Below are 19,019 nucleotides of genomic sequence, written 5' to 3' on the forward strand. Positions count from 1 at the left end.
CATTCAATCCCTGGTCCCCGCTGTCGCCGGGGATTGGCTTGGATCCGAAAACATTCTGGCCAATCGCAATACACCCTTGCCCGCCATGATCTACGCTCCAGAAGAGGGTCTCTCGGGCAGGGGGTTTCAATGCGAAGCGCACCTGAAAACAGTCTGAAAAAAGCACTGCAAGCCTGCCGGGACAGTTTCATTTCTGTCGGGTTTTTCAGCTTTTTCATCAACGCGCTGATGCTTGTCCCGACCTTCTACATGCTCCAGGTGTACGAGCGCGTGATCACCAGTGGAAGCCTCACGACATTGGCGATGCTGACGCTGATCATGACCACACTGGTGATCACGCTTGGCTCCCTGGAATGGATCCGTTCGCGTGTCATGGTCCGGGTCAGCACACGGCTGGATGTGCTGCTTGGCCGCCAGGTCTACAAGGCCAGTTTCAAGCGGGCCCTGGACAGCGGCGGCATGGATGCCTCTGCCCAGTCGTTGAACGACCTGACAGGCTTGCGGCAATTTCTTTCCGGCAACGGGCTGTTCGCTTTTTTCGATGCGCCCTGGTTACCGATCTATATCGCGGTGATGTTCCTTTTCCACCCCTGGTTTGGCTGGGTAGCCACCGCCAGCGCCCTATTGTTGCTGGCGCTCGCCTTCCTCAACGAGCGGCTGACCGGACCGGCACTGGCCCAGGCCAACAAGGAGCACATCGGGGCGACGCTCGACACGACGAAAAACCTGCGCAACGCCGAAGTCATCGAGTCCATGGGCATGCTTGAAACGCTGATCGACCGTTGGGGACGGCGCCAGCGCAACGTGCTGATGCAGCAGTCGTTGGCCAGCGACAGAGGCGCGATCATCAGCACGCTGTCACGCACCTTCCGGCTCCTCGTCCAATCGCTGGTGCTGGGGCTCGGCGCCTACCTGGCCGTGGACCATCAAGTGGGCGCCGGCCTGGTATTCGCGGGGGCGGTGCTGCTGGGGCGCGCATTGGCGCCTATCGATCTGATCATCGGCAGTTGGAAAGGGTTTATCGCCGCGCGCTCACAGTACAGCCGCCTGAACGACATCCTCGGCAAGCAGCAGGCGCAACCCGAGCGCATGCCTTTGCTGGCGCCACAGGGGGACGTGCGGGTCGAGAACCTGGTTGTCGCCGCACCGGGTTCCAGGACTGCGATCATCAGGAACATCAGTTTCAGTACGCCGGCCGGATGCACGGTCGGCATCATCGGCCCAAGCGCGGCGGGCAAGTCGACCCTGGCCCGGGCCCTGATCGGAGTGTGGCCACCACAACTGGGGGTGATTCGGCTCGATGGCGCGGATATCAGTGCCTGGGACAAACAGGAATTGGGTCCCTACATCGGTTATTTGCCCCAGGACATTGAATTGTTCGAAGGCACCGTCGGCGAGAACATCGCCCGTTTCGCCGAGGTCGATTCGGCGAAAGTCATCCTGGCGGCCATGACCGCCGGCGTGCACGAGATGGTCCTGCAATTACCCGATGGCTACGACACCGTGCTGGGCAGCGAGGGCATCATGCTGTCGGCGGGACAACGCCAGCGCATCGGCCTGGCGCGGGCCCTGTACGGAAACCCGCGGCTGATCGTCCTCGACGAACCCAACTCCAATCTTGACGACGTCGGTGACCGCGCGCTGGCCGCCGCCGTGCAGCAACTCAAGCTGACCGGCGCGACCTTATTCGTCATTACCCACCGGACCAACATCGTGTCGCAACTCGACCGACTGATGGTGTTGAACGCCGGTGTCATCAGTGTCTATGGGCCTCGCGAGCATGTCCTGGCCGAACTCAACGCGCAGCGACAGCAGGCACAGACGCCAGCCGTACCCGCAAGTTCCAGCGCGGCTTCGGTCGACGCCGGCAAGGGTGATTCCGATGAACCCTGTGGTGCCCATTCGTCCAATTGACAGCTTCGCCGACCTGCCTATATCCGACCACAAGATCCGACGCCTGGGGGTGATCATCGTAGGGCTGATCTTCGGCCTGTTCGGCACCTGGGCGGCCATCGCGCCACTCGACGGCGCCGCTTATGCACCCGGTGTCGTCACCGTGCAGGCTTATCGCAAGACCGTCCAGCATCTGGAGGGCGGCATCGTCAAGGCGGTGCTTGCCCATGACGGGGACATCGTCAAACGCGACGATCCGCTGATCATCCTGGACGACGCGCAACTGCGCTTTGAATACGAGATGACCCGAAGCCAACTGCTGGCGGCCCGGGCGATGGAGGCGAGGCTCATCGCCGAGCGCGACATGTCGGCGACGGTGGGTTTTGGCGAGATGAGCGAGCCGCAAAACCTGCGGGGCATGGAGGCGCGCCAGGGCGAAAGCCATGTGTTCAGCGCCCGGCAGAACTCGCGACTGGGCCAGATCGCCGTGCTGCGCGAGCGCATCGGCCAGTTCCGGCAACAGATCAAGGGCCTGGAATCGATGGTCGGCGCCAAGGTCAAGCTGGAGAAATCCTACAGCGGCGAAATCAGCGACTTGTCCGAACTGCTCAAGCAAGGCTTCGTCGACAAGCAGCGCTTGCTCGAGCAGGAACGCAAGTTGGGACTGCTGCGTTCGGAAGTCGCCGACCACCGCTCGACCATCGACCGGACGCGTCTGCAAATCAGCGAAACACAGTTGCAGATCCTCCAGGTGGACAAGGAATTCAGTGCCGAGGTCGTCAAGCAACTGGCCGAAGTACAAACCAAGATCTACGACCTCCAAGAACAAACCTCGGCCCTGGAGGACCGGCTCAGCCGCGTGGTCATCCGCGCGCCCGACGCCGGCATGGTGATCGACATGACGGTGCACACCATCGGCGGCGTGGTGCGGCCGGCCACGCCATTGCTGGACATTGTTCCTTCGATTTCCGACCTGGTGATAGAGGCCCAGGTCGCGCCGGTGGATATCGACCGCATCGCCATCGGCAAGCGGGCGGACATCCGTTTCGGCGCCTTCAACAGCGCGACTACACCGGTGATCGAAGGCCAGGTCAGCAGCGTCTCGGCCGATCGGATGACCAATGAAAAGACGGGGACGGCCTATTACCTGGTGCGGGTGCGAGTGACCCAGGAGGGCGCGCAAACCTTGGGTGAGCGCAAGTTGCTGCCAGGGATGCCGGCGGACGTGTTGATTATCACCGGGCAACGCACGCTGCTGCAGTACCTGATGCAGCCGGCGCGCAATGCGCTTTCCCAATCGATGATCGAGGAATGACCATGGTCACGTCGGCCGCGTTGCTGGGCAGTGTCTGGGTGTTCGCGGTGGGCGTCGCCGTGGCGCAAACCGAGGTCGCGGTGCCCCCTGGGGTAAGCGCCTCGACGTTTTCCACCGACCTTATGCAGTTGTATCGCGAGGCGCGGCTGGAGGACCCGCAGGTGCTCGCCTCCTATGCACAAGCCCAGGCGGGAACCGAGCATCAGCGCGAGGCCAAGGGCGCGCTGTTACCGCAACTGTCCTTCAATGCCGGGTCGAACCGAATCCATCAGCAAAGCGATTTGGTGGAGCGCAGTTACGACAGCGAGAGCTATGGTCTGGTGCTGCGTCAGTATCTCTACAACAAGGCGGCGTGGGAGAACTATCAAAAATTCAAGAGCCTGGCCAGGCAGTCCGAATCGCAAGCGCTCGACACCCAGGCCGAAGCCGCCGTGGAACTGGCCCAGCGCTATTTCACCGCGTTGGCAGCCGAGGATGAATTGGAGCTGGTGAGGGCCGAGCGTCGCACCACGCAAAAGAGCCTGGACCGGGTCAATGCGCTGTACGAGAAACAGATGGCCTTGATCACCGACCAACTCGACCTCAAAGCCAGGGTGGACCTGCTTTCGGCGCAAGAACTGGACGCCCGCAACCAGGCCAGCCTCAGCCGCGAAGCACTGGCAGAGATTGTCGGGCGGCCGGTCAAGGAGCGGCTCGACCGGATTCGCAGTGACCTGCAACTGCAAGTATCGGCACAGAGCCTGGAGAGCTGGGTCCGCGATGGCATCGCCTTCAATCCGGCGCTCAAGGCCAACGAGAGCGGTGTCGAGGCGGCAGGCGCGGCGCTGCGCAGCGGCAAGGGCGGGCACTATCCGACCCTGAGCCTCAACCTGAGCGCGCAACAGACCAACGAGGGCTACAACAACTCGCTGGCTCCCCGCACGGATAGCTATGTCGCGGGCATCGGTGTGCAGGTGCCGTTGTACAGCGGCGGCTCGACCTCGGCGCGGGTCCGAGGGTTGTATCAAGACCAGGTGGTCGCCGAGCAACAGCTGGAAGCCGTCCGGCGCCGGGTGGTCAAGGAGATCACCAACGCGTATCTCACCGCCAACTCCAACGGGGAGAAAATCGGCGCGAACCGGCTGGCGCTGGAATCGGCACAGTTGTCCAGGGTGGCGGCGGAAAAGGCGCTGAGCTACGGGATGGTCAATTCGGTCGATGTGCTCGCGAGCGTGCGCAACGAATTTCGCGCTCGACGGGATCTGCTCAAGACCCAATACGAGTTTCTCAGCAACGTGCTGACCCTCAACCGCTGGGCGGGTAGACCACCGGCCGACGGTATCGAAAACGTCAATGGCTGGCTGAGCCCTGGCAGCGCTGGGCAGGATTTTCGTTGATTGGGGACACTTCGCAAGGAAAAAGCGGCTGCCTACTCGCCCATAAGTTGACGCAATACTTGCACTTACGAGCCCTGTCGCACCACTCGTCGATTAATTGACAAGCCGCTCAGGCTTCGCCCTGCCTGTTTATCCGCTTCCGCCAGAACTAACTGTTTGATTCCGATAGACATCTTTCAATCTTGCAAAATACGTCCAGCCCGTGGGTTCCAAGCTGCATCAACCAACGCCCACCCAGCGGTATGGCGTTGCGTCAGGCTGACCTAGACTCAGGCTACGGACCCAAGCGCAACGCATGATCATGTGTAAGTCGTTGATAATTATTCCCGTTTGAATCGTTTCATGGTCTTGTTCGGCTGCTTCATACAGGCACATTTGCCGTTGGTTCACAGGATGAACCCCATCGTTTGTTGTTCAAGGGGGGGTTATCAATATGAGACCGGACCACCGAAGCTCGATACGCGTGTTGCTGATCGATTGTCGCCCCCTTGTATTGAGGGGATTGCACGACCTGATCAACGCCAGGAAACCCCAGATGGAAGTCAGCGGCCAAGCCTCCACCTATACCAACGCCCTGGATCTCGCCGACCAATTGCACCCCAACGTGATCTTTTTCAGCTTCTTTCCCGACGCGCTGAATCCGTTGGAGGTCGTCGCCGGGCTCACCCGCAGCACCGAGATGAAAGTGCTGGTGCTCAAGGGATTGTACGAAGCCGTTCCCGTTGCCCAGGCAATCGAGGCGGGCGCGCGGGGTGTCGTGTTGGCGGAAGACCCGACGGAATCGATCATTCGCGCGATCATCAAGGTTCATCACCGCGACACCGGGTCGGACAGGGCTTGGGCCGGAGGGCTTTCAGGCTATGCCACGATGGGTCATGTACCCACCCAGTGCAATCTGGAGCAGGCGAAGCAGGCGCGACTGACCCTGCGCGAGAGAGAGCTGATTCGGGCCATCGTCGGCGACCCGTCCGCCAAGTACATCAGCATCGCGGGGCGCCTGGGCATCAGCGAGCACACCGTGCACAACCACCTCAGCAACATTTACCAGAAGCTCAATCTCATCAACCGGATCGACTTGCTGATGTACGCCCTCAAGCACGGGCTGACCAATAACGAGGATCCCCCCGAGTCCACCTGGGTGGAACTGGACTGAGCCGACACGATGGGCAGGTCCGGAAAAACAATGCGGGGAGGATTTCCAGGTCCTCCCCGCATTTTTCATGCTCGCGTTACGTTCAGGCGGCGCCCAACACCACGTCGCTGCCGAGCAGGTCCACCCCGACCAGCGTGATGGTGGTGATTTGTCCTCCGGTTTCGGCAACCGTCACGATGCTGTCCGCTCCGCCGTTGTCGATCGACTGGACCACCGCGCCCTGGTCGCCGTTGAGCACCAAGGTATCGCGCAGATCCTGGCTGACATCGAAGCCGGTCACCTGATACGCATTCTCGGTGAACGACAGGTCGACGTTGAACGCATCGCGCTCGCCCCCCGTGCCGGCCAGCGTGTAGTTGTACAACGCGTCGTCGGGCGTGTCGGCGAACAGGTTGGCATCGAAGGTGCTCGTCGCCGTGTCACCGTCCTTGTCCGTCAGGGTCGCGTTGAAGCTCAACTGGACATCGCTGGCCAGGTTCTCGGTTTCCTGGATGAACTGGATCACCGGGATCTTGATCGCGCCACGGGCCATCGTGAGCTGGACCGCGTCGATCATCACCGAGCCCTCGCGCTCGATCTCGAAGGACACCTGTCCGCCGGCCTCCGGCGTGAGGGTGTTGACTTCGATGAGGTTGGAGAAGGTGCCGTCCTCGTAGTAGATCCGGAAATACAGGTCTTCGGTCGCGGTGTTGTAACCGGCCACGGAGTTGTCGATGAAGATCTTCATGCCCGAGACCAGGCTCTCCGGGTTGATGACGAAGCTTTCATCGGCCGCGCCGATGGCGGCCAGGTTGTCGCCCTGGAGCAGGTTGTTGGCGACCCCGATGCCGGAAGTACTGACGTTCATGGCCGCCGGGTCGATGTACGACGGCAGTGGCGTGGTTTGCAGGGCAGCTTCGGTGGGGTCGGCGAGTCCGATGCCGATGCCGGTGAGGATGTCGGCGGTCGACGCAAGGGCCTTCGCCGAGAAGAACACGACTTCCTCGGAGGCCGAAGGGATGGTTGGGTCATTGGTGTCCGGGATCAGCAAGGTGCGCACCGAATCCGGGCCGCCGGCACTGAGGGCACCGTCTGCGCTGCTGCGCACGATCGTCGAACTGAAGCCCTGCACCAGGTCCAGCGCATAGCTGCCATCGGCGTAGGCGGTGAGTGTGTAGTCGACCGCAGTGTCCGCCGTGGCGGCATTGTTGTCGAAATCACCGGTCAACGTGCCCGCGAACTGATAGGCGCCATTGCCGTCCGGGGAGGGCGCCTGTTCGGTGAGCGTACCGGTCCCGGTGGTGGTCGTATTGTCCGGCCTGACCAGGGTGAACTGGCCGTTCACCAGGGTAATGTCCAGACCCGTTGCGCCAAGTCCGTCGGCACCGGTCGAGTGGTTCCAGAAACCGTATTGCGGCAGGACGCTGCCAGTGCCGACCAGGTTGCCGAACGCGAGGGATGGACCGTCGTCCTCGAATACCAGGTTCTGGCCAATGTTCAATGTCGCCTGGGCGCTGTCGCCGTCCTTGTCGGTCTTGATCGCCGTGAGCGTGACCAGGCTGTCCGAGGACAGGCTTTTGGCGTCGTCGGGATTGGTCGGGTCGGGATGCACCATCGCCCGGATCTGGTCCAGCGTGACGTCACCATTGGTGGCGACGCTGACGGTGAACGCCAGCAGGTTGGTAATGGCCGTACGGCCTTCCACCACGTTACCGTTGAGCGACAGGTTGACCGCTTCGCCCGTGGCCGTGTCGGTCATGCCGGAAGGCCCCGCTACCACGCCCAAGGCGTACGTCAGCGTACCGGCATCGTCGGCGCCATACGCCGAGAGGAAATTGGCCGCGAAGTTTTGCGTGGCATCGGTCGCCAATACAGTCTCGTCCACCGTCAGCGTCGGCTCTGTGCCGGTGGTGCTGACGCTGGGGCCGTCGTCCTCGAACGAGAGGTTCTGGCCAATATTGAGCGTCGATTGGGTGCTGTCGCCATCCTTGTCGGTGATGGTCGCCGTCAACGTGACCAGGTTGTCCGAGGTCAGCGTCACCGCATCATCGGGGTTGCTGGCGTCAGGGTGGACGACCGCCCGGACTTGATCCAGGGTGACGTCGCCATTGGTGGCGACGCTGACGGTGAACACCAGTGCGTCGCTGACGGCCGTGCGGCCTTCCACCACCGTGCCGTTGAGCGACAGGTTGACTGCTTCGCCGGTAGCCGTGTCGGTCAAGCCAGAAGCGCCCGCCACCACGCCCAAGGCATAGGTCAGCGTGCCGGCACCGTCCGCGCCGTAGGACGAGTTGAAATTGGCGGCGTAGTTTTGCGTGGCGTCGGTTGCCAGTACCGTCTCATCGACGGTCAACGTGGGTTCCGTGCCCGTGGTGCTGATGCTGGGGCCGTCGTCCTCGAACGAGAGGTTCTGGCCGATATTGAGCGTCGCCTGGACGCTATCACCATCCCCGTCGGTCTTGGTGGCCGTGAGTTTGACCAGGTCATCGGACGTCAGTGTCGTGGCGTCATCGGGATCGGTGGTGTCGGGATGCACCACGGCCCGGAGTTGGTCCAGCGTGACCTCGCCATTGCTGGCGACGCTGACGGTAAACGCCAGCTCATTGGTCGTCGCCGTGCGGCCTTCCACCACCGTGCCGTTGAGGGACAGATTGACCGCCTCGCCGGTGGCCGTGTCCGTCAGGCCAGAAGCGCCTGCTACCACGCTCAAGGCATAGGTCAGCGTGCCGGCACCGTCGGCGCCGAACGCGGAGACGAAGTTGGCCGCGAAGCTCTGCGTGGCGTTGGTGGCCAGAACGGTCTCGTCCACGGCCAGCGTTGGCTCGGTGCCGGTCGTGCTGATGCTCGGCCCGTCGTCTTCAAAGATGATTTTCGAGCCGATTTCGGTTTTGGCTACCGAAGCCTGGACCAGCGTAAAGCCACCGATGTCGAAGTCCGCGTGGTTATTGCCCTTGGCATCGAGCGCCGCGCCGTTCTCGATCAATACCCGATTATGGTCCGCCGTCGTGGTGTATTCGATCTGGTAGCCGGCCTGGACCCCGGTGATGGTCGCCACTCCGGCGTTGAAGCTGATCACGATACCCGCGTCGTTGGCCGTCCCGTCCGAGTTCTCGACGACCACGCCGGTAGCGATGTTGATCACGCGCACGTTGGTGATTGCCACGGCCGCATCACCGGCATAGCCGTTGACGAAGTCAGCCCCGGGTTCAGAGGCGGTGCTGAAGGCGCTGATCCTGACCACCGCCGTCTTGCCGCTTTGCAATTGCACCACATCGAAATTGGCCATCTTGGTATCGAAGACGTCGGTGAAATCGATGTTCGACTCCACGTCAGCTTCGGTCTGGTCCAGGTTGGGAATGGTCATGTCCTGCCGGGCACCGGTGACGAACGAATAACGAATGCCTTCCTGCTCGACGATCATCTGGTTGTTGGTGCCGAACGTGGTCGGCCCGCCGGCCTGGCTGGTGTTGATGGTGTCGCCGGTATTGATGTTGGCCCCGGTGGACTGGTCGGCCGGGTTTTTACCGGTGGCGATGATGGTGGGGTCGGTGATCCGCAGCACGCCGTCGACCAGCTCGGTCGTCGGGTTCGTCGTGGTGTACATCAGGAACAGGTTCTGCCCGGAAGGGGCGCCAGCCAGGCTGAACTCCAGGTCCTGGCTGGCACCGACGAAGACTTTGTCCAGCAGGTTGACCGCGTCGTCAGGGTTGGTGGTGTCCGGTTGCGCCAGCGGTTGGTAGAGCACCGTCCAGATCTTGCCGCCGGTTGCGGTTTCGTCGATGTACGCGGCGAAGACAATCGCACCGTTTGGCCCGCCGGCCCGGCCGAGGACGATATTGTCGTTGGTATCGGTGTACAGCAGGATGTCGGTGCCATCGAGAATGTCCAAGCCACTGTCGACCCCATCGAGGGGCGCGCCGTCGCTGCCAACGAAGCTGATGCCGGTTACGAGTGCTCCAGGGGCGGCGTTGATCGTAAAGGCATCGCTGCCGGTATCGCCCACCGCGCCGGTATAGCCACTCAGGGCGGCGCCGGTCGCCGTTCCAGCACCCAGCGCGGTCAGGCGGCTGGCGAATGACAAGGGCAGGGAGGCCGCCAGGATGTCGTTGTCATCGGCGTCTCCCACCGGGGCGGGCGTGGCGGTGGCGTTCTGCAGGTTGGCGGTTTCGTCCAGGGTGACGTTCACGCCGGTTGCCACGACGCCGAGGTCGTCGTTGGCGCTTGCCGCGTCTAGCGAGGTCGGATCACTCAGCAGTGATGAGTCTTGCTCGCGAATAGTCATGACTTTCTCCAGAGCATGCGGTCATCAAGGCCTGACCGTTGACCATTGACCGCAACTATGGATAAGCGCGGGGTGATTGTGCATCGGCCGATACTCCCAGTCGGCATGGGAGTTTCGGACTAGTCGGCCCTCGCGTGGTCGCTCGCGCCCAGCGCCCCGTCATTACGGGCCCGAACGCCTTCGATGGCGAAAAATCGGAACTTACCCTTCGCCAGCGCGATCATTTTCCTTGGCGTCAACCAACGCGGCCCTGGCCCGCCCATTTCCCTGGAAATGGCCAAACGGGGGCGCTGAACGAAAAGGAGCTGTCATGACCGTTACCGCCCATCCTCTCTACCGAAGCACGCCGGGACCGCTCCATGCGGTCCTGCTTGCCGGCACGGTTCCGCTGTTTCTCGGGGGCCTGCTCAGCGATATCGCTTACTACAAGACCTACCAGATCCAATGGAGCAATTTCGCCTCCTGGCTCATTGCCGGCGGGTTGCTGTTTTGTGGGCTGGCGTTGTTGTTCGCGTTGGTCAACCTGATCCGCGCGGATCGCAAGGCCGGACGTCCGATAGGCTATTTCCTGCTGTTGCTCGCCACCTGGGTGCTGGGGCTGATCAATGCCTTCGAGCACGCCAAGGACGCCTGGGCCAGCATGCCCCAGGGCCTGGCGTTGTCCGTCGTCGTGACCCTGCTGGCCTGCGTGGCGGCCTGGGTCGGGCTGACCAACCTGCGTTCGGGAGGTGAGCAATGAGACCTTGCATTGCATTGAGTGCCTTGAGCATGGCCTTGCTGTTGAGCGCCTGTGGAGGCGAAGGGGACGCCACGCAAGCGCGCGGCCCGGATCCGAAGTTGCCCGAGCCCCAGCGTGGCCTCTTGCCGAGCATGAAAATCGCCGAGCCGGTGCCTTGGGGTGACCAGAAGCCGACCGTGCCGCAAGGCTACGAGATCACGGCGATCGCCACCGACCTGAAGATCCCGCGCCAGACCCTGGTCTTGCCCAACGGCGATATTCTGGTGGCCGAGGGCCGTGGCGGAAACGCCGCGAAGCTCAAGCCCAAGGACGTGATCGCCAGCGTCATCAAGGCCAAGGGCAACACCCAGGTCAAGGGCGGCAACCGCCTGACCCTGTTACGCGACGCCGATGGCGACGGCACTTACGAGATGAAAACCGTCTTCGCCGAAAACCTCAACGCGCCCTACGGCCTGGCGTTTGCCGACGGCAAGCTGTACGTGGCGAACCAGGATGCGCTGGTTCGCTTCGATTACCAGGACGGCCAGACCAAGGCCGGCGGGGCGCCCGTCAAGGTCACTGATTTGCCCTCGGCGATCAACCATCACTGGACCAAGGCGCTGGCCATCAGTCCCGACGGGCGCTCGCTGTACGTCGGTATCGGTTCCAACAGCAACGTCACCGAGCGGGGGATGGAGGTGGAGATCGACCGGGCGATGGTCTGGCAGATCGACGCCGAGACGGGCGCCCACAAGCCTTACGCGACCGGCCTGCGCAACCCGACGGCGCTCAAGGTCGAGCCAGGCTCCGGGCAGTTGTGGGCGGTGGTCAACGAACGGGACGAGTTGGGGCCCGACCTGGTGCCGGACTACCTGACTTCGGTGCGCGAAGGCGCGTTCTACGGTTGGCCCTATAGTTATTGGGGCCAGAACGTCGACCCACGGGCGCAGCCGCAGGATCCGCAAAAAGTCGCTGCCGCGGTCAAGCCCGACTACAGCCTGGGATCCCACGTCGCCGCCCTGGGTGTCGATTTTTCCATTCCGGCCATGGGCGAAAAGTTCGCCGAAGGCGCGTTTGTGGGCGAGCACGGCAGTTGGAACCGTGACCAGCCGGTGGGCTACAAGGTGATCTTCGTGCCGTTCAGCAACGGTCGGCCCACGGGTGAGCCGGTTGATTTCGCGACTGGGTTCCGCGGCTCCGACGGCAAGACCCGAGGCCGGCCGGTGGGCGTGACCGTCGATCCTCGTGGTGCCTTGATCATTGCCGATGACCTGGCGAACACGGTGTGGCGGGTAACGCGCAAGCCGTGAACTTCAAGCCCGGGACGCATCGTGGTCCCGGGCGATCCCGCTGGTTTTGCAGGTTCGCGCAAGATCCCGACAGTCACCGCAACCTCACGAAAGCCCGATCTCCTTCATTGCGCGACAGTAAAGCCGTCAATCACGACAGGGCGCCGGCGAATACCTCGTCGGCCTGTCAATGAGGAGAACCACCATGAGCGATATCAAACACAGCATTCCCAACGAAGTAGAAGGCAAGGTCGCGCTGGTAACCGGCGCCGCCAGCGGCATCGGCAAGGCCATTTCCCTGTTGTTGCATGCCCGTGGCGCCAAGGTCATCGCCGAGGACATCAACCCTGCCGTCAACGAGCTGGCCCGTCCCGGGCTGGTGCCGCTGGTGGCCGACATCACCGAGGACGGCGCCGCCGAGCGCGCGGTGGGTCTGGCGGTGGAGCAGTTCGGCCGGCTGGACATCCTGGTCAACAACGCGGGCATCATCATCAACAAGTTGGTGGTCGACATGACCCGCCAGGATTGGGAGCGCATCCAGGCCGTGAACGCCACCGCCGCGTTCCTGCATTCACGCGAAGCCGTCAAGGCGATGATCCCCAACAAAGCCGGGGCCATCGTCAACATCGCCTCCTACGCGTCCTATTTCGCGTTCCCGACCATCGCCGCCTACACCGCGTCCAAGGGCGCCCTGGCGCAGTTGACCCGTACGTTGGCGTTGGAAGTCATCGAGCATGGGATCCGCGTCAATGCCGTTGGTGTTGGCGATGTGGTCACCAATATCCTGAACGACGTGGTCGAGGATGGCCCCGCGTTTCTCGCCCAACACGGTGAAGCCGCGCCCATCGGCCGGGCCGCGCAACCGGAGGAAATCGCCGGGGTGGTCGCCTTCCTGGCATCGGACCGTGCCAGTTTCATGGTCGGTGCGGTGGTCATGGCGGATGGCGGCATGACGGTCACCGCAGGTTGAATCCACGAAGGAGAACTGTCATGAACAACCCAAAAACCTGTTCGGCACCGCCGGCATGATCCACGCAGACGGGTTCCGCGCCTGGGAGGCCACCGCCCGTGGGGCTGATTTTCCGGATCCTGACCGTTGAAAGTCTGACCGGCGCCCGTTGTGCAGGGCGCCGGTTGGCCCGCTTAGAGACGGATATCCTCCGGACCTCGAATGGGGGCTTCGATCCGTGTTCCCGTCAGCCGTTCCTCATTCGAAAAACCATCGTAATGGGCTAGATCACCAAAACGGACACCCGTCAGCGCTTCGATCTGAACGACGCTGTGTCGGTAGGTCTTGAGCGCTCCGAAGATGAGTTCCAGTTTTCCCAGTTCTCGGCGCTGATCGATCATATACGCGCTGGCCGAGGGCTTGCCGTCATCACCGAGGAATGCCACGACTTTCCAAAATGCGGTGGGAATCCGCACGCCCCTGTAGGTCGGGTCCTCCTCGCGCAGCAGCGGTCCGGTGAACACCGTGGCCTTGGCTTGCCACCGCCGGGTGTTGTCGAGAATGTAGTCCTCGAGCTCAAGCCAGGTTTTCTGATTGAAGGCCGCCATTTGTGGCGAGCAGTTGGTGAAGTGGAAGGTGTCGGCATTCGCCGTGTGGGCGTCCGGCCCCCAGTTGGGATCCTGGCGCCTCACCAGATGGCCGCGATCGAGCAGGTTGTCGGCATACAGGGCTTCTCCAAGCTGCGCATCGCTGGGTAGCCGACCGTCATACGCCCAGGCATCACGTCCGCGATCCACCTCGACACTGCCGGCCCCGTCAATATTCACGCCGACGACGAGCGCCAGTCGCCGACGCCGCGACATCGTGATCGAAAAGTGCGTGTAATCGAGGCGGTTCTCGGTATTGCCGGTCGGGTAGGCGTCGTCTGCCTGGGCCGCGTCCAGGCTTGGCCAGGGCACGGTGAAATCGCCAAGGAAGTCACTGCGGTACCCCTTGCGATTTTCCAGCTGCGACGCAGGCGTAATCCTCGGGCTTGCGGGCTGGCGCAGGGAATCGCTTTGCGGTCGCAAGGGTTGAACGAGCGGTCTCAGATCCGCAAGCCGTGGACGATGGGACAGAATCAACGGTTGTCCTGATGACGGCATGGCGCTTCCTCGCTGGGCTGGCAAAAATCGTGACGGTGCAGCGTTGTTGCGAGTCATGATGCTGTCGGTCCGATGAACGTTTAATGACCCAGCCACCCATGGGAGCCGGCATGCCTTCAGAACGGGCCCAGTTTGAGCGGGTACTGGATGACGATGTACAGCCTGTCGATGTCATCGCCGGCCTGGGCGTCGTTGGCGCGGTGGGTGACGTGGGATACCTGCAGCGACAGGTCCTTGGCCGGGCCTGACGGCACGATATAGCGCAGGTCCAGGTCGCGTTCCCAATGCCGGCCACCGTCTCCCTGCTGCGGGCTGTAGGTGCCGGTGTCGTTGTCGAACGGGTTGTAGGCACCGCCACGGGGAGCGTGACTGCCGTCTATGCCGCTTCCCGTTACATAGCGGGCCATGAAGCTCAGGCCGGGGATGCCCACGGCGCCCAGGTCGAAATCGTAGCGGGCTTGCCAGGAGTGCTCGCCCGGGCCATTGAAGTCGGCATATTTGATCGAGTTGGCCAGGTAGATGGAGTCGCCGCCGACGAAATCGAAAGGCGTGTCGCCGTGGATTTTCTGATAGGCCAGGGTGAACGCCTGGGCTGGGAGCCGGTATTTGCCCGACAGGCTGAACGCAGTGTTGTCGATCGCCCCCGCAATGGCCTGGCCGTGGTCGCGGGTGTAATAGAGGTTGCCGTCAAGAAACAGGTTGCCAGCGGTCGCGTGCAGATTGCCGTAATACTGGCGCCACGTGTCGCTCAGTTCGGAAGCATAGAGGGCGCCGCCCATGTTGCGACCGCTGAACAGATCGGCGCCGATAAAGCTGATGCTGCCGTGGCGGGTGGTCGCGCCGTAGCCGGAAAAATCGCCCTTGGCGGTGGATGCATCCTGATTCTTGAAGGCACTGAAATGACCGGCCTGCAGATCGACCTCGTCGATTTCCCGACTGCCGAGCAGGACGCCGTTGGCGTATTCCGGTTGCAGGCGCTTGTCCGCTGTGTCGAATACTGGCGTCGCGACGGTCATTTCCCCGAGCGCCAGGGTGGTGCGCGACGCGTTGAGTTTCAGCGCGCCGCCGGCGCTGGAATATTGGTCCTCGGCGCGGCCGTCTCCGTCCAGCGGCAGCAATCCCGTCCCGGCGTGGCCCCTGCCACCGTCCAGTTTCAACCCGAGGAAGCCATGGGCGTCGACGCCTACGCCAACCGTGCCGGGGGTGAAGCCGGACTGGAACGTGGCAATGAACCCTTGCGCCCATTCCTGCTTGTAGCTTTTGCCTGCTGGAGTAGGGGAGCGGTAGTCATTGTTGAGGTAGAAGTTGCGGCTCAGCACCTCCAGCGATGCCCCTTCCATGAAACCGGGCGTGGTGGGCGCCGCCAGTGCCGGGGCATTTCCTGCGAGCAAGGCGAGGAGCCAGAGCGGCTTCAGGGGGACCGTACCTTGGCTGGGGACGATCAGGTTTTTCATTGCAGGCGACATGCGTCATTTCCAGGTGAAAAGTGTGGCGAGAGGGGGCGCGCGATCATCCAGGAGCACGTACCTGTGGTTGCATGCGCAGGACGCGGGATCGCCAGGCGAACGGACTGATGCCTTCGCTGTGGGTGAAGATGTGGCAGAAATGCGCCTGGTCGCAGAAGCCGCATTCCAGGCTGATTTGCGTCAAGGTCAGATCAGTGGTCTGCATCAAGCGCTTGGCCCGGACAATGCGCTGGGCCCGGATCCAGGCTTGAGGTGACTGGCCGGTGCTGCACTTGAAGGCTCGGGAAAAATGGCTGCGGGACAGGGCGCACGCCTCGGCCAGCCGGGCTATCTCCAACGTCTCGCCCAGGTCGTCGAGGATCATTTGCTTGACCAGGTTTTCGCGCCACGGCGAAAGGCCGCCGTGGTTGGACTTGCGCGCGGGCGTGGTGGGCGTCCTGACGGTGCTGAGCGATTGGGCCATGACATGAATTCCGTGCCAGCGGGAAGTGCGCCGGCTTAACGTGCGCGGGTCGGCGCCTCCCGCTTTAGAAGGTCTGAACAGAGGGCCCATTCTTGGTGACGCTGCGCGCGGGTGCGAGTTAAACGTTGTTAATTACGAGCCGATAATCGAGTGAACGCCTGATTTGACACACCGGTCATACGATCAACGGGCCCGACAGCACTCCAGAAAGCCGGGCCCGTGCCGACTCAAGAGGGGTTGCCTATAGTTTCTGCGTCACAGGGACGCCCGCTGCCGCGACGGAACACAGATCATGACCCAATCTTCTTCTCATCCGAATTTCAAATCCCTTGGCTGCGTCGAGTGTCGCGACCGTGAAGCGCTGGGGTTTGATTTCACCATGGCTTTCCAACCAATCTTCAACGTCCGCACGCGCCAGGCGTTTGCGTATGAGGCGTTGGTCCGAGGCGTGAATGGCGAGTCGGCCGGCCATATCCTTGGGCTGGTGAATGACAGCAATCGCTATCGGTTCGACCAGGCCTGCCGAGTGAAAGCCATCGAAGAAGCCGCAAGGCTGGGTATGCTGGACATTCCCGGCTGCCTGCTCAGCATCAATTTCCTACCCAACGCCGTGTACCGGGCCGAGACCTGCATTCGCGCGACGTTGGAGGCCGCGCGGAACACCAACTTTCCGCCAGACAGGCTGATGTTCGAAGTGACGGAAGGCGAGCGGGTCGACGACCCTGATCACTTGAAGTCGATTTTCCTGGAATACGAGCGCCAGGGCTTCACCACCGCCATCGATGATTTCGGATCCGGCTACTCGGGGCTCAATCTGCTGGCGCTGTTCCAACCCCAGGTAATAAAAATCGACATGGCGCTGACCCGAGACATCGACCGCGACCGGGTCAAGCGGGCCATCGTAGAAGGGATCATCCTGGTCGCCAATCGCCTGGGGATCACCATCATTGCCGAGGGCGTCGAGACGCGTGAAGAAAGCGCCACGCTGCTGGCGATGGGCATCGAACTGATGCAGGGATTTCTCTTTGCGCGGCCCGAGGTCGGCCGGCTTGCGGTCGGAAGTTTTGATTAACCGATAGCCTGAAGCAACGGTGGCGCAGGCCTCACCCCGGTGGGCCTGCTTTTCCAGGTCATGTCCCTGTTGTGGTTACAACGGTGGAGTCCTCGGCGGAATCCGCCGTTTCGATCCCATCGACTCGAATGCCGAAGCCAGCTGCAACAGCTTCGAGTCGTCATAGGCGCGGCCGGCGAACGTCAAGCCGACGGGCATGCCGATGTCCGCCATGACGCCCATCGGCACGGTGACGGTGGGCACGCCCAGGTGACGGATGGCGAGGTTGCCGTTGGCGACCCAGACGCCGTTGCTCCAGGCGATGTCGGCCGACGCGGGATTGATGTCCGCGTCCGCCGGCCCGACGTCTGCCACGGTGGGGAAGATCACCGCGTCCAGGCCGAGGCGCGCCATCCAGTCTTCCAGATCGATCCGGCGTGTCTCTTCCAGTCCCCGCAGCCCATCAGGCACGGTGGGAATCTGGTCCCACGGCGTGATGCCGCGCTGGGCCATCTTCACGTATTCGTCCATGCCGGCGGCGAGGTCATCCTCGCGGTTGGGCAGGGTGCCAGGGTCGTGGGGGAAAATCAGCGGTCCGTCGACGTCCGCCAGGCGGTTGAGTTTCGGGTCAGCGTTGGCCCGCAGGAAATCATCGAACGCCCAGGCCGACAGGTCCCACAGTTCATGGTGCAGGAATTCCTTGGACACCAGGCCGCGGGTGAACACCGTCGGCGCGCCAGGACGGTCGCCCTCGCAGTTGGACACCAGTGGAAAATCCACCTCGATCACCTCGGCGCCTTGGGCTTCCAAGGCCTTGCGCGCTTCTTCCCAAAGTGCAATCACCGATGGGCGCGTGATGATGCGCTGGCCGGTCGGGCCACCGATTCCCGGCTTTTCGGCAGTGCCCGCCTCGGGATCGGCATTGATGTACATGCGCGGGACGCCGAAGCGCACGCCCGCCAGCGCCTCGGGCTTGGCGGCGAGGCTGGGGTAGGAGGCGGGACGAACCAAATCGACGGGGGGAATCGGCACCCAGGGTTGCAGGCGCCACAAATCCCCGCGCGTATCCGGGTCGTTCGCCACCACGACGTCCAGCACTTCGAGCAGGTCGGCCATGGTCCGGGCGTAGGGCACGACCACGTCCATGGTCGGCGTCAGCGGCCAGTTGCCGCGCACCGAGATTACCCCGCGCGACGGCGTGTAGGCACACAGGCCATTGTTGGAAGCGGGGCCGCGTCCGCTGGACCAGGTTTCCTCGGCCAGGCCGAAGGCGGCGAAACTGGCGGCGGTTGCGGTACCTGCACCATTCGAAGAGCCCGAGGCGAAAGGTGCCGTAAGGTAATCACCGTTGTAGGGGCTTTCGGCACGGCCATACACGCCGCGCTGCATGCCGCCGTTCGCCATGGGCGGCATGTTGGTCTTGCCCAGGCAGATCGCCCCGGCGGCGCGCAACCGCTCGATGGTGAAGGCGTCGCGATAGGCGACCAGGTCCTTGAAGGCCGGGCTGCCCGAGGCGGCGGTAAGGCCTTTGACCAGGTAACTGTCCTTGGCCGTGTAGGGAATGCCATCGAGCGGGCCCAGCGCCTGGCCCCTGATCCGACGGGCATCGGATGCCTTTGCCTCTTCCAGTGCGTCGGGATTGCGAACCACCACCGCGTTGAGGGCCGTGGGCGTTTGCGGGCCGTCGTACGCATCGATCCTGGCAAGGTACGCCTGGACCAATTCGACCGCCGTGGTCTGGCCGGATTCGAGCGCAGCCCGGAGTTGGGCGATGGAGACTTCGGTGATTTCAATCATGCTGTGACCGCTGCGGCTGGAGAAAGGTGTGATGCCAGGCTCGGTTCGAACGGAGTTACGCAGGCATCACGTCTTTCAAAATGGGTTCTGGTATCGGGCGAAGACTTTACTACGAGAGCGCCACCTGTTCATCAGGAATGTCC

At 62.8% G+C, this 19,019-nt stretch carries 13 protein-coding genes; 8 read left to right on the forward strand and 5 right to left on the reverse strand.

The window, feature by feature from the left end; genetic code table 11:
• Positions 1-129: 129 nt before the first annotated feature.
• From J3P79_RS11275 to J3P79_RS11290, 4 genes are all read left to right on the forward strand, one after another.
• Positions 130-1,914, forward strand: a complete 1,785-nt coding sequence (locus J3P79_RS11275) for a type I secretion system permease/ATPase (RefSeq protein ID WP_434610489.1) — start codon at positions 130-132, stop codon at positions 1,912-1,914.
• A complete protein-coding gene (locus tag J3P79_RS11280) occupies positions 1,883-3,208 on the forward strand; it encodes an HlyD family type I secretion periplasmic adaptor subunit (protein WP_434610491.1) in 1,326 nt (441 codons plus the stop codon). Before J3P79_RS11275 ends, J3P79_RS11280 begins: the two co-directional genes overlap by 32 nt.
• A 2-nt stretch (positions 3,209-3,210) precedes the next feature.
• On the forward strand, positions 3,211-4,584 hold the full coding sequence (locus J3P79_RS11285) for a TolC family outer membrane protein (RefSeq protein ID WP_434610493.1): 1,374 nt from the start codon (positions 3,211-3,213) through the stop codon (positions 4,582-4,584).
• 433 nt (positions 4,585-5,017) lie between these two features.
• Positions 5,018-5,737 carry a LuxR C-terminal-related transcriptional regulator gene (locus J3P79_RS11290; RefSeq protein WP_434610495.1) on the forward strand — a complete coding sequence of 240 codons (720 nt, stop codon included), beginning with the start codon at positions 5,018-5,020 and terminating at the stop codon, positions 5,735-5,737.
• Positions 5,738-5,819: 82 nt separating this feature from the next.
• On the opposite strand, the gene J3P79_RS11295 is transcribed toward J3P79_RS11290, so the two are convergent.
• The gene (locus J3P79_RS11295) at positions 5,820-9,998 is read right to left on the reverse strand and encodes a DUF5801 repeats-in-toxin domain-containing protein (protein ID WP_434610497.1); all 4,179 of its coding nucleotides are present in this window, start codon (positions 9,996-9,998) and stop codon (positions 5,820-5,822) included.
• 310 nt (positions 9,999-10,308) lie between these two features.
• Here J3P79_RS11295 and J3P79_RS11300 point away from each other — a divergent pair, with 310 nt between their 5' ends.
• The 3 genes from J3P79_RS11300 (at position 10,309) to J3P79_RS11310 (ending at position 12,975) form a co-directional block, all read left to right on the forward strand.
• Complete coding sequence (locus J3P79_RS11300; protein ID WP_434610499.1) at positions 10,309-10,737, forward strand: DUF2231 domain-containing protein; 429 nt, start codon at positions 10,309-10,311, stop codon at positions 10,735-10,737.
• Positions 10,734-12,026: a PQQ-dependent sugar dehydrogenase gene (locus tag J3P79_RS11305; RefSeq protein WP_434610501.1), complete on the forward strand. Its 1,293-nt coding sequence runs from the start codon at positions 10,734-10,736 to the stop codon at positions 12,024-12,026. Before J3P79_RS11300 ends, J3P79_RS11305 begins: the two co-directional genes overlap by 4 nt.
• 184 nt (positions 12,027-12,210) lie before the next feature.
• Entirely contained in the window at positions 12,211-12,975 is a 765-nt protein-coding gene (locus tag J3P79_RS11310; protein ID WP_434610504.1) for an SDR family NAD(P)-dependent oxidoreductase, read from the forward strand.
• 173 nt (positions 12,976-13,148) lie between these two features.
• Here the strand turns inward: J3P79_RS11310 and J3P79_RS11315 are convergent, their stop codons facing one another.
• The 3 genes from J3P79_RS11315 to J3P79_RS11325 all read right to left on the reverse strand — a co-directional run bounded on the left by J3P79_RS11315 (position 13,149) and on the right by J3P79_RS11325 (position 16,028).
• The gene (locus J3P79_RS11315; RefSeq protein ID WP_434611431.1) at positions 13,149-14,099 is read right to left on the reverse strand and encodes a DNA/RNA non-specific endonuclease; all 951 of its coding nucleotides are present in this window, start codon (positions 14,097-14,099) and stop codon (positions 13,149-13,151) included.
• A 116-nt stretch (positions 14,100-14,215) separates the two neighbouring features.
• On the reverse strand, positions 14,216-15,565 hold the full coding sequence (locus J3P79_RS11320) for an OprD family porin (protein WP_434610507.1): 1,350 nt from the start codon (positions 15,563-15,565) through the stop codon (positions 14,216-14,218).
• 43 nt (positions 15,566-15,608) lie between these two features.
• Complete coding sequence (locus J3P79_RS11325; RefSeq protein WP_434610509.1) at positions 15,609-16,028, reverse strand: helix-turn-helix domain-containing protein; 420 nt, start codon at positions 16,026-16,028, stop codon at positions 15,609-15,611.
• A gap of 292 nt (positions 16,029-16,320) precedes the next feature.
• On the opposite strand from J3P79_RS11325, the gene J3P79_RS11330 reads away from it, so the two are divergent.
• A complete protein-coding gene (locus J3P79_RS11330; protein ID WP_434610512.1) occupies positions 16,321-17,100 on the forward strand; it encodes an EAL domain-containing protein in 780 nt (259 codons plus the stop codon).
• A 75-nt stretch (positions 17,101-17,175) separates the two neighbouring features.
• Here the strand turns inward: J3P79_RS11330 and J3P79_RS11335 are convergent, their stop codons facing one another.
• On the reverse strand, positions 17,176-18,876 hold the full coding sequence (locus tag J3P79_RS11335; RefSeq protein ID WP_434610514.1) for an amidase: 1,701 nt from the start codon (positions 18,874-18,876) through the stop codon (positions 17,176-17,178).
• Between the last annotated feature and the right edge of the window lie 143 nt (positions 18,877-19,019).

The sequence above is a fragment of the Pseudomonas sp. R1-7 genome, assembly GCF_051132105.1.
Lineage (GTDB): Bacteria > Pseudomonadota > Gammaproteobacteria > Pseudomonadales > Pseudomonadaceae > Aquipseudomonas.